Genomic DNA, 13,808 nt, shown 5'->3' with positions numbered 1-13,808 from the left:
GCCTTTGCCTTTTCTTCGGGCGCTGCGTCGATCTGGTCGTAGGCCTTGGCTTCGCCGCCGAACTTGGCCGACAGCACGGTAGCGATGGCTGCCGTCAGGGTCGTCTTGCCATGGTCCACGTGGCCGATCGTGCCCACGTTGACGTGGGGCTTGGTACGCTCGAATTTTCCTTTTGCCATTTTTCCGACTCCGAAAAAAATCTATATCAACACAACAGGATCTCGGCGCAACCAGATCCGGACGCACCTGAAAGTGGTGCCCATGGCGGGAATCGGACCCGCGACCTCTCCCTTACCAAGGGAGTGCTCTACCACTGAGCCACATGGGCAACTTGATGCCGCTTGCACGACCTCAAAATTTCTATCTCAACAAACCAGCACGAACTAGCAGTGGAGCGGGAGACGGGAATCGAACCCGCGTCATTAGCTTGGAAGGCTAGGGTTCTACCATTGAACTACTCCCGCATCGGCCAACGACCTTTGCGCACCCAACACCACACCAAGGCGGGATCAAGCATCACTCTCAACACTACTACTCACTGGTGGAGGGGACTGGATTCGAACCAGTGTAGGCGTAAGCCAACAGATTTACAGTCTGCCCCCTTTAGCCACTCGGGCACCCCTCCGGAGAATTTCGAATTATAGCACCAGTTTTTTGCAGTCCAGAAAAATTCCAAGAATTTGCAGATTCGCCCCACAAACAGCAGGGCACACAACGGCAAACATCACTGGTGCGGCTGGCGGGGATCGAACCCACGACCCTTGGCTTCGGAGGCCAATACTCTATCCACTGAGCTACAGCCGCTGGACTGAACCGGTACAGCCTTGAATTATCGCACGCAGCCGACCTCAATTGGAAACAACCCGCCACGGCACAACACCACAGCTGCCAGAACAACCCGAGCCAGCCACACCCCAACCACTACACAGCCACACCGGCCCCCGCAAGCTCTGCAGCAACTGGCAAGGTCAAGCCCAACCCCACCAGGAACGCATCGGTCCCCACCCGCCCCACCCGCTCCAGATCAAACGCCCCGCCACCCAGTATCCAGTTGCGGATCAAGCCATCGAACAAGGCATGCAACCCCACCGCAGCCTCCACGGGCGTCATCGGCAAAACCACACACTGCGCCCGGGCGGCCAACTCGAAGTCGCGCGCCAGCTGGTTGGTGAATCCGTCTGAGGCCGCGATGTGCCGATCACGCACACCAATCAGCTCCCCCACGTATTCGACCTTGTAGAGCGCAATCTCAAACACCCTGCGGGTTCGCTCGTCCGACGCCACCCCATGCAGCACCAGCGCCAGCACCGCACGCAGCCGCTCCACAGGATCCGGACAAGTGCTCTCCTCCAGCGCCCCAAACCCCTGCTCCAGCGGCAGCGTCACCCGGTCCATCATGGCGCCGAAGAGATCCACCTTGTCCTTGAAGTGCCAGTAAATGGCCCCCCGGGTCGCGCCTGCAGCCTGGGCAATGTCGCTCAGCGAGGCCCGCGCCACCCCTTTTTCGCAAAAAACCCTCTCAGCCGCATCAATCAGGCTGTTGCGCGTGGCAATCGCATCTTCTTTGGTTCGACGCGCCATAAATATGTGTCTCCTCTTTCAGGCACTCCACTCCACCAACGGCATCGCACCCCGACATCCGCTCGCCACAATTATACATTCATGTTTGTATGTATAATTGCACACTTGTTTTGTCGGGCTCTTGTTTTGGGCCGCCTGTGGCAGGCAACCCATCCCCTACAACCCCATTTCTTGACGCCGATCAAAAGGACTCTCATGCCCAAACTGCGTGACGCATCCGTCATCCCGCCCCTTTCCTCGGCCTACAGCCGAAAAACACTCACCTTTGTGGCGGCCAGTGCCGTTGTTGTGCTCCTGGTTGCCTGCGGCAAAACCGATGGCAAAGCGGCGGCGGGTGGGCCCCAAATGCCTCCCGTGGAAGTCGGCGTGGTCACCGCAACGCCCGGGGATGTCGGGCTGGTGACCGAGCTGCCCGGCCGCGTCGAGGCCTCGCGCGTGGCACAGGTCCGAGCCCGCGCGGCCGGCATCCTGCAGCAGCGGCTGTTCAAGGAAGGCAGTGACGTCAAGGCAGGCCAGCCCCTGTTCCGCATTGACCCAGCGCCCTACGCCGCAGCAGCAGAAAGCGCCCGCGCCAGCCTCGCCAAGGCCCAGGCCAACCTCGCCCAGGCCAGCGCCCAGGTCGAACGCTATCGCCCGCTGGTGAGCGCCAACGCCATCAGCAAGCAAGATTTCGTGAACGCCGAAGCTGCCGAAAAGCAGGCACAGGCCGACGTGGCAGCCGCCAAGGCAGCGGTGCGCGCCGCCGACATCAACCTGGGCTATGCCAACGTGACCTCGCCCATTGCGGGCCGCATTGGCCGGGCGCTGGTGACCGAAGGCGCCCTGGTCGGGCAGGGCGAAGCCACCGCGCTCGCCGTGGTGCAGCAAATTGACCCCGTGTATGTGAACTTCACCCAATCGGCCAGCGATGTCTTCCAGCTGCGCCGCGCGATGGAAAGCGGCCAGTTCAAACGCGCGGGCAACACCGAAGCTGCCAGCGTCAAGCTGGTGCTCGGGGATGGAACGGAGTACGCCCAGTCCGGCAAGCTGCTGTTCACCGACCTGTCGGTCGATGCCACCACCGGCCAGGTCACACTGCGCGCCGAAGTGCCCAACCCCAAGGGCGAGCTGCTGCCCGGCCTGTACCTGCGGGTGCGCATCGAGCAGGCGCAAGCCAGCAACGCCATCACCCTGCCCCAGCAGGCGGTCACACGCACGCAACAAGGCGATACGGTCAGCGTAGTGGGCGACGACGGCAAGGTGGCCGCGCGCACCGTCAAGATCAGCGCCGCGCAGAACAACCGCTGGGTCGTTCTCGACGGCCTCAAGGCGGGCGAAAAGGTGATGGTCGATGGCTTCCAGAAGCTGCAGATGCTGCCGCCCGGCACGCCGGTAAAACCCGTCCCATGGCAAGCACCTGGCGCGGCCGCAGCACCCGCGGCCTCCGCACCGGCTTCCGCCGCCAAGCCATAAGGGGCACCCCAGCATGGCCAAGTTTTTTATCGACCGCCCCATCTTTGCATGGGTGATCGCCCTGTTCATCATGGTGATGGGCGGTGTGGCGATCACGCAGCTGCCCATCGCCCAGTACCCGCCGGTGGCCCCGCCCGCCATCGTCATCAATACCGCCTACCCCGGTGCCTCGGCGCAGACGCTGGAGGACAGCGTGCTGTCCGTCATCGAACGCGAAATGAACGGCTCGCCCGGCCTGATCTACATGGAGTCGGTGGCCCAGGCTGACGGCTCGGGCAGCATCACCCTGAGCTTCCAGCCCGGCACCAATGCCGACCTGGCGCAGGTGGACGTGCAGAACCGCCTGTCGCGCGCCACCCCCCGCCTGCCTTCGGCTGTGACCCAGCAGGGCGTGCGCGTGGACAAATCGCGCTCCAACTTCCTGCTGTTCACCATGCTGTCGTCCACCAACCCGGCGACCGACACCGTGGCTCTGGGCGACTACGCCTCGCGCAACATCGTGCCCGAGCTGCAGCGGCTGCAGGGCATTGGCCAGGCCCAGCTGTTTGGTACCGAGCGCGCCATGCGCATCTGGATCGACCCAGCCAAGATGGTGAGCTTCAACCTCTCGGCCGCCGAGATCACCGCTGCCATCCGCGCCCAGAACGCGCAGGTGGCCAGCGGCACGATTGGCGACCTGCCCAACGTCGCAGGCCAGGGCATTGCCGCCACCGTGGTGGTCAACGGCCAGCTCAGCAGCGTGGAGCAGTTCGGCAACATCGTGCTGCGCGCCAACACCGATGGCTCCACCGTGCGCATCAAGGATGTGGCGCGCGTGGAGCTGGGTGGCCAGGCCTATGCCACGGCTGCGCGCCTGAACGGCAAGCCCGCCGTGGGCATTGGCGTCCAGCTGTCGCCCAGCGGCAATGCCCTGGAAGCCGCCAAGGCCGTGCGCACCAAGATGGATGAACTCTCGCGCTACTTCCCCGAAGGCATGGGCTGGAGCATTCCCTACGACAGCTCGCGCTTTGTGGACATCTCCATCAAGCAGGTTGCGCAGACCCTGTTCGAAGCCGTGGCCCTGGTGTTCCTGGTGATGTTCCTGTTCCTGCAGAACTGGCGCTACACCATCATCCCCACCATCGTGGTGCCCATTGCCCTGCTGGGTACGTTCGCCACGCTGATGGCGCTCGGGTTTTCGATCAACGTGCTGACGATGTTCGGCATGGTGCTGGTGATCGGCATCGTGGTGGACGACGCCATCGTGGTGGTGGAGAACGTCGAGCGCATCATGAGCGAGGAAGGCCTGTCGCCGCTGGAGGCCACGCGCAAGGCCATGCGCCAGATCTCGGGCGCCATCATCGGCGTGACCGTGGTGCTGATCTCGGTGTTTGTGCCCCTGGCATTCTTTGCAGGTTCCACCGGCAACATCTACCGCCAGTTCTCGGCGGTGATGGTGGCTTCCATCGGCTTCTCGGCCTTCATGGCGCTGTCGCTCACGCCTGCACTGTGCGCCACACTGCTCAAGCCCGTGGAAGCGGGCCACCACCACGAGAAGACCGGTTTCTTCGGCTGGTTCAACCGGGGCTTTTCGCGCACCGCCAAGGGCTATGAAGGGTTTGTGGCCCGCATGCTCAAGCGCGCCGCACGCTACCTGGTCATCTACGCCGCCATCGTGGGCGCCGTGGCCGTGGTCTACATGCGCCTGCCCACTTCGTTCCTGCCGAGCGAAGACCAGGGCAACATCATCGTCAACGTGCAACTGCCACCCGGCGCCACCCAGGAGCGCACGCTGGCCGTGATGGAGCAGGTTGAAGGCTTCATCCTCAAGCAGCCCGAAGTGCAAAGCATGGTAGGCGTGCTGGGCTTCAGCTTCTCGGGCCAGGGCCAGAATGCCGCGCTGGCGTTCGTGACCCTCAAGGACTGGAGCGAGCGCCACGGCCCCGGCCAATCAGCGCAGGACGTGGCCAACCGTGCCTTTGGCGGGCTGATGGGCATCCGTGATGCATTCATCTTCCCGCTGAGCCCGCCACCCATCCCTGAACTGGGCAACGCCAGCGGCTTCACCTTCCGCCTGCAGGACCGGGGCGGCGCCGGACACGCTGCCCTGGTGCAGGCGCGCAACCAGCTGCTGGGCATGGCCTCGCAAAGCAAGGTGCTCGCACAGGTGCGCCCGGACGGCCTGGAAGATGCGCCCCAGCTGCAGATCGACATCGACCGCGACAAGGCCAACGCCCTGGGCGTGCCGTTTGACGCGATCAACTCGGCGCTGTCCACCGCGCTGGGCTCCAGCTACGTGAACGACTTCCCCAACCAGGGCCGCCTGCAACGGGTGGTGGTGCAGGCCGATGCGCCTGCCCGCATGCAGCCGGACGATCTGCTCAAGATCAATGCCGCCAACAGCCAGGGCAAGCCCGTGCCGCTGTCGGCATTTGCCACCACCCGCTGGGTGAACGGCGCGCAGCAGACGGTGCGCTACAACGGCTATCCGGCCATGCGAATCTCAGGCGCACCCGCGCCCGGGTTCAGCACCGGCGCCGCCATGGCCGAAATGGAAAAACTCGCAGGGCAGCTGCCCGCAGGCTTCGGCTTTGAGTGGACGGGCCAATCGCGCGAAGAAAAGCTCGCGGGAGCCCAGTCGCTGATCCTCTACAGCTTTGCCATCCTGGCCGTGTTCCTGTGCCTGGCCGCGCTGTATGAAAGCTGGTCGATCCCGCTGGCGGTGATCCTGGTCGTGCCCCTGGGCGTGCTGGGTGTGCTGCTGGCCACGCTGATGCGGGGCTATGCCAACGACGTGTACTTCCAGGTGGGCCTGATCACCATCATCGGCCTGTCGGCGAAGAACGCCATTCTGATCATCGAATTTGCCAAGGACCTGCAGGCCCAGGGCAAGGGCGTGATCGAGTCGGCGCTGGCAGCCGCCCACCTGCGGTTCCGCCCCATCATCATGACCTCCATGGCCTTCGGGCTGGGCGTGCTGCCGCTGGCCATTGCCTCAGGCGCAGGCTCTGCCAGCCAGCGCGCCATCGGCACCGGCGTGCTGGGTGGCATGGTCACCGGTACGCTACTGGCCGTGTTTTTTGTGCCCGTGTTCTTCGTGGTGGTGCGCAGCCTGTTCAAGGGCAGTGCACGCCAGGCAGAAATGAATCGCCGCCACGCAGAAGAAGCAGGAGTTGGAACCCATGATTGATCCCCGCAGCACCCCTCTCGCGCTCACGGCGGCAGCGGCTGCGCTGCTGCTCGCAGGCTGCTCGTTCATCCCCACCTACGAGCGCCCGGCCGCCCCGGTGCCCACCACCTATGCAATGGCACCCACCGCCCAGGGCACGTCCGCCACGGCGCCCTGGCAGGACTACTTTGCCGATCCCCGGCTGAAGCAGCTGATCGAGGCAGCGCTGGCCAACAACCGCGACCTGCGTGTGGCCATGCTCAATGTCGAGCAGGCGCGAGCCACCTACCAGGTGCGCCGCGCCGACCAGTACCCGGGCGTGGGCCTGGCCGCCAACGCCAGCCGTGCGCCCGCCTCGGGCAGCGGCGACCTGACCAATTCGTTCAGCGTCGGGCTGGCCATCTCGGCCTGGGAGATCGACTTCTTCGGCCGCCTCGCGAGCCTCAAGGAACAGGCCCTGGCCCAGTACCTCGCCACCGAAGAAGGCCGCAACGCCGCGCAGGTGAGCCTGGTGGCCGCCGTCGCCAACGGCTGGCTGACCCTGCTGGCCGATGAAGAGCTGCTGGACCTGTCCCGCCAAACCCTCGCCTCGCGCGAAGAATCGGTGCGGCTGACCAAGATGCGCCTGGATGCCGGTGTGGCGTCCGAGCTGGACTTCCGCCAGGCCGAATCCCTCACTCAGGCCGCCCGCGCCACGCTGGCGCAGCAACAGCGCCAGCGCGCACTCGACGAAAACGCCCTGGCCTTGTTGCTGGGCCAGGCCCTGCCCGGCGAAATCGCTGCCAGCCTGGCGGGCAGCCGCCTGGCCAACGCCCCGGCCATGGCCTCGCTGCCTGCAGGCCTGCCATCGGAACTACTCACCCGCAGGCCCGACATCCGCCAGGCCGAGCAGCAACTGGTGGGCGCCAACGCCAACATTGGCGCTGCCCGCGCCGCGTTTTTCCCACGCATCTCGCTGACGGCCCAGGCGGGCACGGCCAGCGGCGAGCTGTCGGGGCTGTTCAAGAACGGCTCCTGGGGCTTCACGATTGCGCCATCGCTGCTGCTGCCGATCTTTGATGCGGGCCGCAACCAGGCCAACCTGGAAAGTGCACAGGCCAGCCGCAGCATTGCCGTGGCGCAGTACGAAAAAGCCATCCAGACCGCGTTCCGCGAAGTCTCGGACGCCCTCGCGGGGCAGGCCACGCTGGGCGAGCAGGCCCTGGCCCAGCAGCGGCAGGCCGAGGCCGAAAGTGCGCGCCTGCAGCTGGCCGACCTGCGCTACCGCAATGGGGTGTCCAGCTATCTGGACCTGCTGGACGCCCAGCGCTCCTTGTTCACGGCCCAGCAGGCCGTGGTGCAGGTGCGGCTGGCGCAGCTGCAAAACCAGGTGGCGCTGTACAAGGCCCTGGGCGGCGGTGCCCCGGCGCCCACGCAGCCCAGCTCCTGATGCGCTGAGGCAGGGCCCCGCGTCCCGCCCAAGCCATGTGTGACGGGTTGTACGCGGGCGACACCGGCCCCCTCGGGCCGGGCGCACAGCCGAAGTTCCCGGGGGCGTAGATATAATTTAAGGTTGATTTCATCAAAGCCCCCCGATAACCAGAGGACGTCATGAGCGACAACCACCACGAAGAAGCGCACACCGGCCCCATCAAGACTCCCAAGCAGCTGCTGCTGGCGAGTTTTTTCTCGTTCGTGATCCCGATCTTTGCCATCATCGGCTTGGTCATTTACGTGACGTCCGCCGACAAGCCTGCCGCTGGCGCCGTCAACCCCGAGAAGGCCATTGCCGAGCGCATCCAGAAGGTGGGCATGGTAGAAGTGCGTGATGCCAACCGCCCCCTCAAGGGTGGCGAAGAAGTCTTCAAGGCCCAGTGCACGGCCTGCCACACGTCGGGCGCCGCTGGTGCCCCCAAGGTGGGTGACGCTGCAGCCTGGTCGGCCCGCATCAAGACCGGCTTCGAAACCCTGGTCCAGTCCGCTCTGAAGGGCAAGGGCGCGATGGCCCCCCAAGGTGGTGGCGACTTCAACGACACCGAAATTGCGCGCGCCGTGGCCTACATGGCCAACGCCAGCGGTGGCAAGTTCGACGAACCCGCCGCCCCTGCGGCCGCCGGTGGTGATGCCGCCGCAGCGGCCGCTCCCGCCGCTTCGCGCTGATTCAGCCGCCCCTTCCGCTCCCCGCTCAGCCACCGGCGCGGTGGTGAGCAGCCCCACCGGGAGTTGTGCAGCTCCCGGCCGACTGCCAGCTATTCACCGAGCGGCGGTTTGCGGGGCCCCACAGGTTGTGGCGACTGGCGCCCTCACCCATCAAAAAGCCGACGCATGCGTCGGCTTTTTTGTGGTCGCGGCCCACGGCCCCACCCCGGCGTTCACAGCCCCTCGCCCGCCGCCTGCCGCCCCGCAATCCGCGCCTGCGGGCTGGGCACATAGCGGTACCGGGCCGGGAGGTCGCTGGCTTGCACCTCCTGCAGCGGCCAGCGGCCAGACTCCACCGCCTCGGCGGCCAGGGCCACATCCATGCTGTGCACCAGGCCCACGCCCAGGGCCGTGGCCAGGTACAGCCGCCCCTGCGCGTCCACCAGGGCATCGCCCCCTTCTGCCGCCTGGCCCGTGTGGGACAGCAGCGTCAGGTCGGGCTGAACGCGCCAGATCCAGGGCGTGGCCTCCAGCTCCACGTACACGCGCTGGGGGCCGTTCTGGAAGAACCACTGCCCCTCGGCATCGGCCTCGTAGTTGCGGGCGATGAAGGCGATGAGCTTGTCGTGCTCCAGCAACTGCCCCTTGCTCTGCGGAAAGGGCCCCGCCGCCTGCGTGGCATCGTCGCGCAGGTACCAGCGGCCGCGCGTGTCCAGCCCCAGCCAGCCATAGCAGTCCGGCACGTTGGGCCATTTGGCCAGGGCCTGTTTGACGATGTCATCCATGGGCCGATTGTCCTCCCGGGTGGACCCCTGCCCCGGCCTGCTCGGCCAGCCAGCCGCCCACGGCCTCGGGCATGGCACGCACATGGCCGGGCGGGCGCCCGCGCGGGAAGCCCACATGCCCGCCGTGCGCCGGTTGCCAGAGCGTGACGCAGCGGCCCACCTCGTGCGCCCCGGGCAGGCTCGCGGCGGGCACAAACGGGTCGTTGCGGGCGTTGACCACCAGTGCAGGGATGCGGATCTGGTGCAGCAGCGGTTTGGCCGAGGCGCGCAGCCAGTAGTCCTCGGTGTTGCGGTAGCCATGCACCGGGGCGGTGAACACGTTGTCAAAGGCGTACAGGTCGCGCGCGGCCAGCAGCGCCTGGCGGTCGAACAACCCCGGGTGCTGCGCCAGCTTCTGCAGCGCCTTGGGCACCAGGGTGCGCATGAACATGCGGGTGTAGACCTGCCGGTTGAAGCCGCGCCCGATCGCGTGCCCACCGGCCGCCAGATCGATGGGCGAGCACACGGCGGCCACGGCGTCGGCGCTGCGCGCGGCGTCCGTGCCCACTTCGGCGGCCCAGCGCAGCAGCGCATTGCCGCCCAGCGACACCCCGGCCGCCATCAGCGGCCCGGTGTGGGCGGCGCGCAGCCGCTGCAGCATCCAGCCGATCTCGGCATGGTCGCCCGAGTGGTAGGCGCGCGGCGCGCGGTTGATCTCGCCGCTGCAGCCCCGGAAATGCGGCAGCGCACAGGCCCAGCCGCGCTGGCGCGCCAGGTCGGCAAAGGCCTCGCTGTAGTGGCTGCGCGAGGAGCCCTCCAGGCCATGGAACACCACCAGCAGCGGGCGTGGCACGCGGGCGTCGATGCCGTCCTGCAGGAAGTCCACGTCCACAAAATCGCCGTCGGGCGTGTCCCAGCGCTCACGGCGGTACTTAGGCCGGGGGCCCAGCACGCGGCGCGCATACAGCGCGGGCCAGATCGTCTGCAGCTGCCCGCCGGGCAGCCATCGAGGCGCTACATATTTCATAGCAATCAAGGCAATACCATCGCGCGCAAGGGCGCAAAAAAGCTCAAAATTTCTCCGCTTTGCTGCGCTCAGTGCAGCACGGGCCGCTGGGCCGCCACGACCTGCGCGTCGGGCGCCACTCCGGGGCTGGCGTGGTGGGCCACCATGCGCCAGCCTTCCGGGGTCTTGTGGTAGACGTTGGTGGCCAGCACCACCGCCTGGTGCAGGCCATCGGGCAGCATCACCTCCACCTGTTCGGCCACGCTGTGCACCGCGCTCGACAGCGCCACCACCCGGTGCACCTGCACCGGCCGCGCGCGCACCGTGCCGTTCGCGAACATGGACTCGAACGCCGCACGGATCGCGCCCGCGCCCAGCAGGCGCGGCCCGCCGGGGTGCACGCAGACGATGTCGTCCTCATCGGCCCAGCACGACATCAGCAGGTCGATGTCACCACGCTGCAGGGCTTCGTAGAACGCAGATTCGGTGTCATCCGACGAGCCACCCAGGGTGGCGGCTTTGGAGCGGGCGCGGGGCATGGTCGTTCCGGGTGGTGGTGGGGGTGAGTCGGCAGACGAGGCCACAAAGGCACAACACGCCAGGCGGCTATTGTGCGTTCAGCCCGCCGACGGCGGGCCGCGAACGCCACGATGACCAAGGGCTTTGCTGGGCCACGGCCTTGGCGTCGGTTCACGATCTCCCGGTAATCGCATGGGAATCGCACGGCGGCCCTGCCGGGCGAGTCGGCTGCGTTGCGGCGTCCGGCCTCCCCGCGCCGCCGGGTTTCTGGCACATTCGGCCCATTCTCCTTTTTTGGCAGGCACCCATGATGATGACGATGCGACGTTTCCTGGCCCTTGGCACCTTGCTGCTGGCCACGCTGGCCCTGGGTGGCTGCGGCTACAACGACTTCCAGCGGCTGGACGAACAGACCAAGGCCGCCTGGAGCGAGGTGCTCAACCAGTACCAGCGGCGCGCCGACCTGGTGCCCAACATCGTCGCCACCGTGAAGGGCGAGGCGAATTTTGAACAGGAGACGCTGACCCGCGTGGTCGAGGCCCGCGCCAAGGCCACAGCCATCCAGGTCACGCCCGAAACCCTGAACAACCCCGAGGCATTCAACAAGTTCCAGCAGGCCCAGGGCGAGCTGTCGGGCGCGCTGTCGCGGCTGATGGTGGTGTCCGAGCGCTACCCCACCCTGCAGGCCAACCAGGGCTTCCGCGACCTGCGCGTGACGCTGGAGGGCACCGAGAACCGCATCACCGTGGCCCGCAACCGCTACATCCAGACGGTGCAGGAGTACAACGTGCTGGCGCGCAGCTTCCCCACCAACCTCACGGCCATGGCGTTCAGCTACACCCCCAAGCCCAGCTTCACCGTGGCCAACGAGGCGCAGATCAGCGTGCCCCCCACCGTGGACTTTGGCGCCTCCAAAGCCAAGCCCTGATGCCCCTGGCTGCGCCCCTGCCCACAGCAGAAATCTGAAGAAAATATGCCTCTTGCGCGCATTGGACGGGCGCTGGTAGCTATACTATTTATAGCAATCACACCCTTTTGCGCATGGGCCCAGGGCACGCTGCAACCCATCCCGCCCCTCAGCGGCCACGTCATCGACCAGACGGGCACCCTGAGCACGGCAGACACGCAGGCCCTCGAATCCCAGCTGGCCGCGCTGGAGCAGACCCGGGGCGCGCAGGTGGTGGTGCTGATGGTGGGCAGCACGGCGCCCGAAGACATCGCCGCCTATGCCAACCGCGTGGGCAACCACTGGAAGATCGGCCGCCGGGACGTGGGCGACGGCGTGCTGGTGCTGGTGGCCAAGAACGACCGCAAGATGCGCATCGAGGTGGCCAAAGCGCTGGAAGGGGCCATCCCCGACATCGCCGCAGCACGCATCATCGACAGCGCAATGAAGCCGCGCTTTCAGCAGAACGACTACGCAGGCGGCCTGAGCGCAGCGGCCACACAACTCGCCGCGCGCATCGGCGCAGAAGCCCTGCCACCGCCACCCGAAGCCGGGCACACCCCCCAGGGCATCAACGACCACAGTTTTTTTGACTGGACCGATTTCGCCATCTTCCTGTTCTTTGGCGTGATGGTGGCCGGCCCGCTGGCGCGCAGCATTTTTGGCAGTGCGCTAGGTGGGCTGCTGGTGGGGGGTGGTGTGGGCGTGCTGGCGTTTGTGTTCACCGCCAGCCTGTTGCTGTCCATCGGGGCGGGCGTGATTGCGCTGCTCTACACCTGGATCTTCGGGGGCAGCAGCGCACCGGTGGCGCTGGGCCAGGGCGGCGGGACGTCCGGGAGCTGGGGGCACGGCGGCAGTGGTGGCGGCTACAGCAGCAGTAGCAGCAGCGACAGCGGCGGATTCAGCTCCGGCGGTGGTGGCGACTTTGGCGGCGGCGGCGCCTCGGGAGACTGGTGATGGACAGCAGCAACGGCAGCAAACCTTTTTTGGGCACACTGCGCGCCCTGCGGCGCCTGCTGCAGCACCGCTGGACCGAAGCCGCCTCCCGCCGCGCCCTGTCGCCACAAGCCTTGCGCCGCGTGGGCGCACAGGTCAGCGCCAGCGAACAGCAGCACACAGGCCAGATCCGGGTCGTGGCCGAGGGCAGCCTGCCCTGGAGCTACCTGCGCCGCCAGGCCAGCCCGCGCGAACGCGCCATCATGCTGTTCAGCAAATACCGGGTGTGGGACACCGAGCACAACAACGGCGTGCTGATTTACCTGCTGATGCCCGAACATGCCATCGAGATCGTGGCCGACCGGGGTCTGGCACGGCATGTTCCAGCGCAGGAATGGCAAGGGCTGGTGCAGCAGATGTCCACCCGCTTCCAGCAATTGCAGTACGAAGAAGGCCTGATCCAGGCCATTGATGCCGTCTCGCAGCGCCTGGCCCGGCATTTCCCCCGCACGGGCGGCGCTGAGCAGGACAACGAACTTTCGGATGCACCAGTGGGGCCGTCAGGGGCTTAGCACCTCGTGCCCACCGGCCAACCCTTCGGCCGATTGCGCCATCTGTCGGGGGCATTGCGCACCACTAGACCCAGTCCCGCCTATTCACGGTTTGCTGTCCTGGCGTTCTGAATTTGCCCCTGGGTTTCTCCTTACCCACCCAGGGATTTCCGGCGCCGAGGCACATCGCCAACCTGCGCTCGCCTGCAGTTAGTCGCGATTGTTTCCAATACTAGAACAGTCAGTTCGCGACTAAGTGGTTTTTCCCTGAACACCATCGGCGTACAGTTCAACCCATCGATGAGCCGAACCCGCAAGGCGACTCACCGAACCCGGTTCAGGATTGGTTTTTGACCCGGCTTTTTTGAGACGCTTTTTAACTTCTAGGATTTTCATCATGAACAACACCGCACGTTTCCTCTCCATCGCCGCTGTCGCTGCTTTCGCCTCTTTTGGCGCCCACGCTGACGAAGCCGATGCTTCGCAGTTCGCCACGAAGTTCGAAACCAACCGCACCCGCGCCGAAGTGGCCGCCGAAGCCGCCACCGTCGCCCAGACCCGCTCGATCGAACCCGCTGGTTCGCGTGTGGTGACCTACAAGAGCACCGCTGACCGCGCTGCTGTGCGTGCCCAGGCGGCTGACGCTGTGCGCACCGGCCAGATCGCTTACGGCGAGCGTGGTTGATTGGTCAGCGCCTGATTCGCTGAATCCACCGCYCTTCCTGTTTCGTATTGCCCAGTACATCCCTCTTTTTTGAATTTCACCGGAGTTTCACCATGAACAAGA

The 13,808-nt window shown here is 66.1% G+C and carries 13 protein-coding genes and 4 tRNA genes; 8 read left to right on the top strand and 9 right to left on the bottom strand.

Annotated features, from left to right (window positions below):
- The 6 genes from A1D30_RS24550 to A1D30_RS02305 form a co-directional block, all read right to left on the bottom strand.
- Positions 1–179, bottom strand: a 179-nt coding sequence (locus tag A1D30_RS24550; RefSeq protein WP_242421769.1) for a GTP-binding protein, incomplete at its 3' end; no start/stop codon positions are given.
- A gap of 74 nt (positions 180–253) precedes the next feature.
- Positions 254–328: transfer RNA gene (locus A1D30_RS02325), tRNA-Thr, on the bottom strand.
- Positions 329–390: 62 nt separating this feature from the next.
- Positions 391–464 (bottom strand) — tRNA-Gly (locus A1D30_RS02320).
- A 75-nt stretch (positions 465–539) separates the two neighbouring features.
- A tRNA-Tyr gene (locus A1D30_RS02315) sits at positions 540–625 on the bottom strand.
- A gap of 103 nt (positions 626–728) precedes the next feature.
- Positions 729–804: transfer RNA gene (locus A1D30_RS02310), tRNA-Arg, on the bottom strand.
- Positions 805–921: 117 nt separating this feature from the next.
- Positions 922–1,581 carry a TetR family transcriptional regulator gene (locus A1D30_RS02305; RefSeq protein WP_063459209.1) on the bottom strand — a complete coding sequence of 220 codons (660 nt, stop codon included), beginning with the start codon at positions 1,579–1,581 and terminating at the stop codon, positions 922–924.
- A gap of 195 nt (positions 1,582–1,776) precedes the next feature.
- Here A1D30_RS02305 and A1D30_RS02300 point away from each other — a divergent pair, with 195 nt between their 5' ends.
- From A1D30_RS02300 to A1D30_RS02285, 4 genes are all read left to right on the top strand, one after another.
- On the top strand, positions 1,777–3,033 hold the full coding sequence (locus tag A1D30_RS02300) for an efflux RND transporter periplasmic adaptor subunit (protein ID WP_063459208.1): 1,257 nt from the start codon (positions 1,777–1,779) through the stop codon (positions 3,031–3,033).
- A 13-nt stretch (positions 3,034–3,046) separates the two neighbouring features.
- Positions 3,047–6,202 (top strand): efflux RND transporter permease subunit, encoded by a 3,156-nt coding sequence (locus tag A1D30_RS02295; protein ID WP_063459207.1) that lies wholly within the window; start codon positions 3,047–3,049, stop codon positions 6,200–6,202.
- Positions 6,195–7,610: an efflux transporter outer membrane subunit gene (locus A1D30_RS02290; RefSeq protein ID WP_063459206.1), complete on the top strand. Its 1,416-nt coding sequence runs from the start codon at positions 6,195–6,197 to the stop codon at positions 7,608–7,610. Before A1D30_RS02295 ends, A1D30_RS02290 begins: the two co-directional genes overlap by 8 nt.
- 161 nt (positions 7,611–7,771) lie before the next feature.
- On the top strand, positions 7,772–8,320 hold the full coding sequence (locus A1D30_RS02285; RefSeq protein ID WP_063459205.1) for a c-type cytochrome: 549 nt from the start codon (positions 7,772–7,774) through the stop codon (positions 8,318–8,320).
- Positions 8,321–8,532: 212 nt separating this feature from the next.
- Here A1D30_RS02285 and A1D30_RS02280 read toward each other — a convergent pair whose 3' ends face one another.
- The 3 genes from A1D30_RS02280 to A1D30_RS02270 form a co-directional block, all read right to left on the bottom strand.
- The gene (locus A1D30_RS02280) at positions 8,533–9,084 is read right to left on the bottom strand and encodes a DUF2946 family protein (RefSeq protein ID WP_063459204.1); all 552 of its coding nucleotides are present in this window, start codon (positions 9,082–9,084) and stop codon (positions 8,533–8,535) included.
- Entirely contained in the window at positions 9,077–10,090 is a 1,014-nt protein-coding gene (locus A1D30_RS02275) for an alpha/beta fold hydrolase (RefSeq protein ID WP_063459203.1), read from the bottom strand. The genes A1D30_RS02280 and A1D30_RS02275 overlap by 8 nt, the downstream gene beginning before the upstream one ends.
- A 68-nt stretch (positions 10,091–10,158) precedes the next feature.
- Positions 10,159–10,608 (bottom strand): nuclear transport factor 2 family protein, encoded by a 450-nt coding sequence (locus A1D30_RS02270; RefSeq protein WP_063459202.1) that lies wholly within the window; start codon positions 10,606–10,608, stop codon positions 10,159–10,161.
- A gap of 299 nt (positions 10,609–10,907) precedes the next feature.
- Between A1D30_RS02270 and A1D30_RS02265 the strand changes: the two genes are divergently transcribed.
- The 4 genes from A1D30_RS02265 (at position 10,908) to A1D30_RS02250 (ending at position 13,706) form a co-directional block, all read left to right on the top strand.
- Entirely contained in the window at positions 10,908–11,516 is a 609-nt protein-coding gene (locus tag A1D30_RS02265; protein WP_063459402.1) for a LemA family protein, read from the top strand.
- Between the two features lie 45 nt (positions 11,517–11,561).
- Positions 11,562–12,491 carry a TPM domain-containing protein gene (locus A1D30_RS02260; protein WP_063459201.1) on the top strand — a complete coding sequence of 310 codons (930 nt, stop codon included), beginning with the start codon at positions 11,562–11,564 and terminating at the stop codon, positions 12,489–12,491.
- On the top strand, positions 12,491–13,042 hold the full coding sequence (locus tag A1D30_RS02255; protein WP_109790877.1) for a TPM domain-containing protein: 552 nt from the start codon (positions 12,491–12,493) through the stop codon (positions 13,040–13,042). The genes A1D30_RS02260 and A1D30_RS02255 overlap by 1 nt, the downstream gene beginning before the upstream one ends.
- A 376-nt stretch (positions 13,043–13,418) precedes the next feature.
- Positions 13,419–13,706 (top strand): hypothetical protein, encoded by a 288-nt coding sequence (locus A1D30_RS02250; RefSeq protein ID WP_063459199.1) that lies wholly within the window; start codon positions 13,419–13,421, stop codon positions 13,704–13,706.
- Positions 13,707–13,808 lie beyond the last annotated feature (102 nt).

The organism is Acidovorax sp. GW101-3H11 (assembly GCF_001633105.1).
In the GTDB taxonomy this organism is placed as follows: domain Bacteria; phylum Pseudomonadota; class Gammaproteobacteria; order Burkholderiales; family Burkholderiaceae_C; genus Acidovorax.
This window is presented reverse-complemented; position numbering and strand designations above follow the sequence as displayed.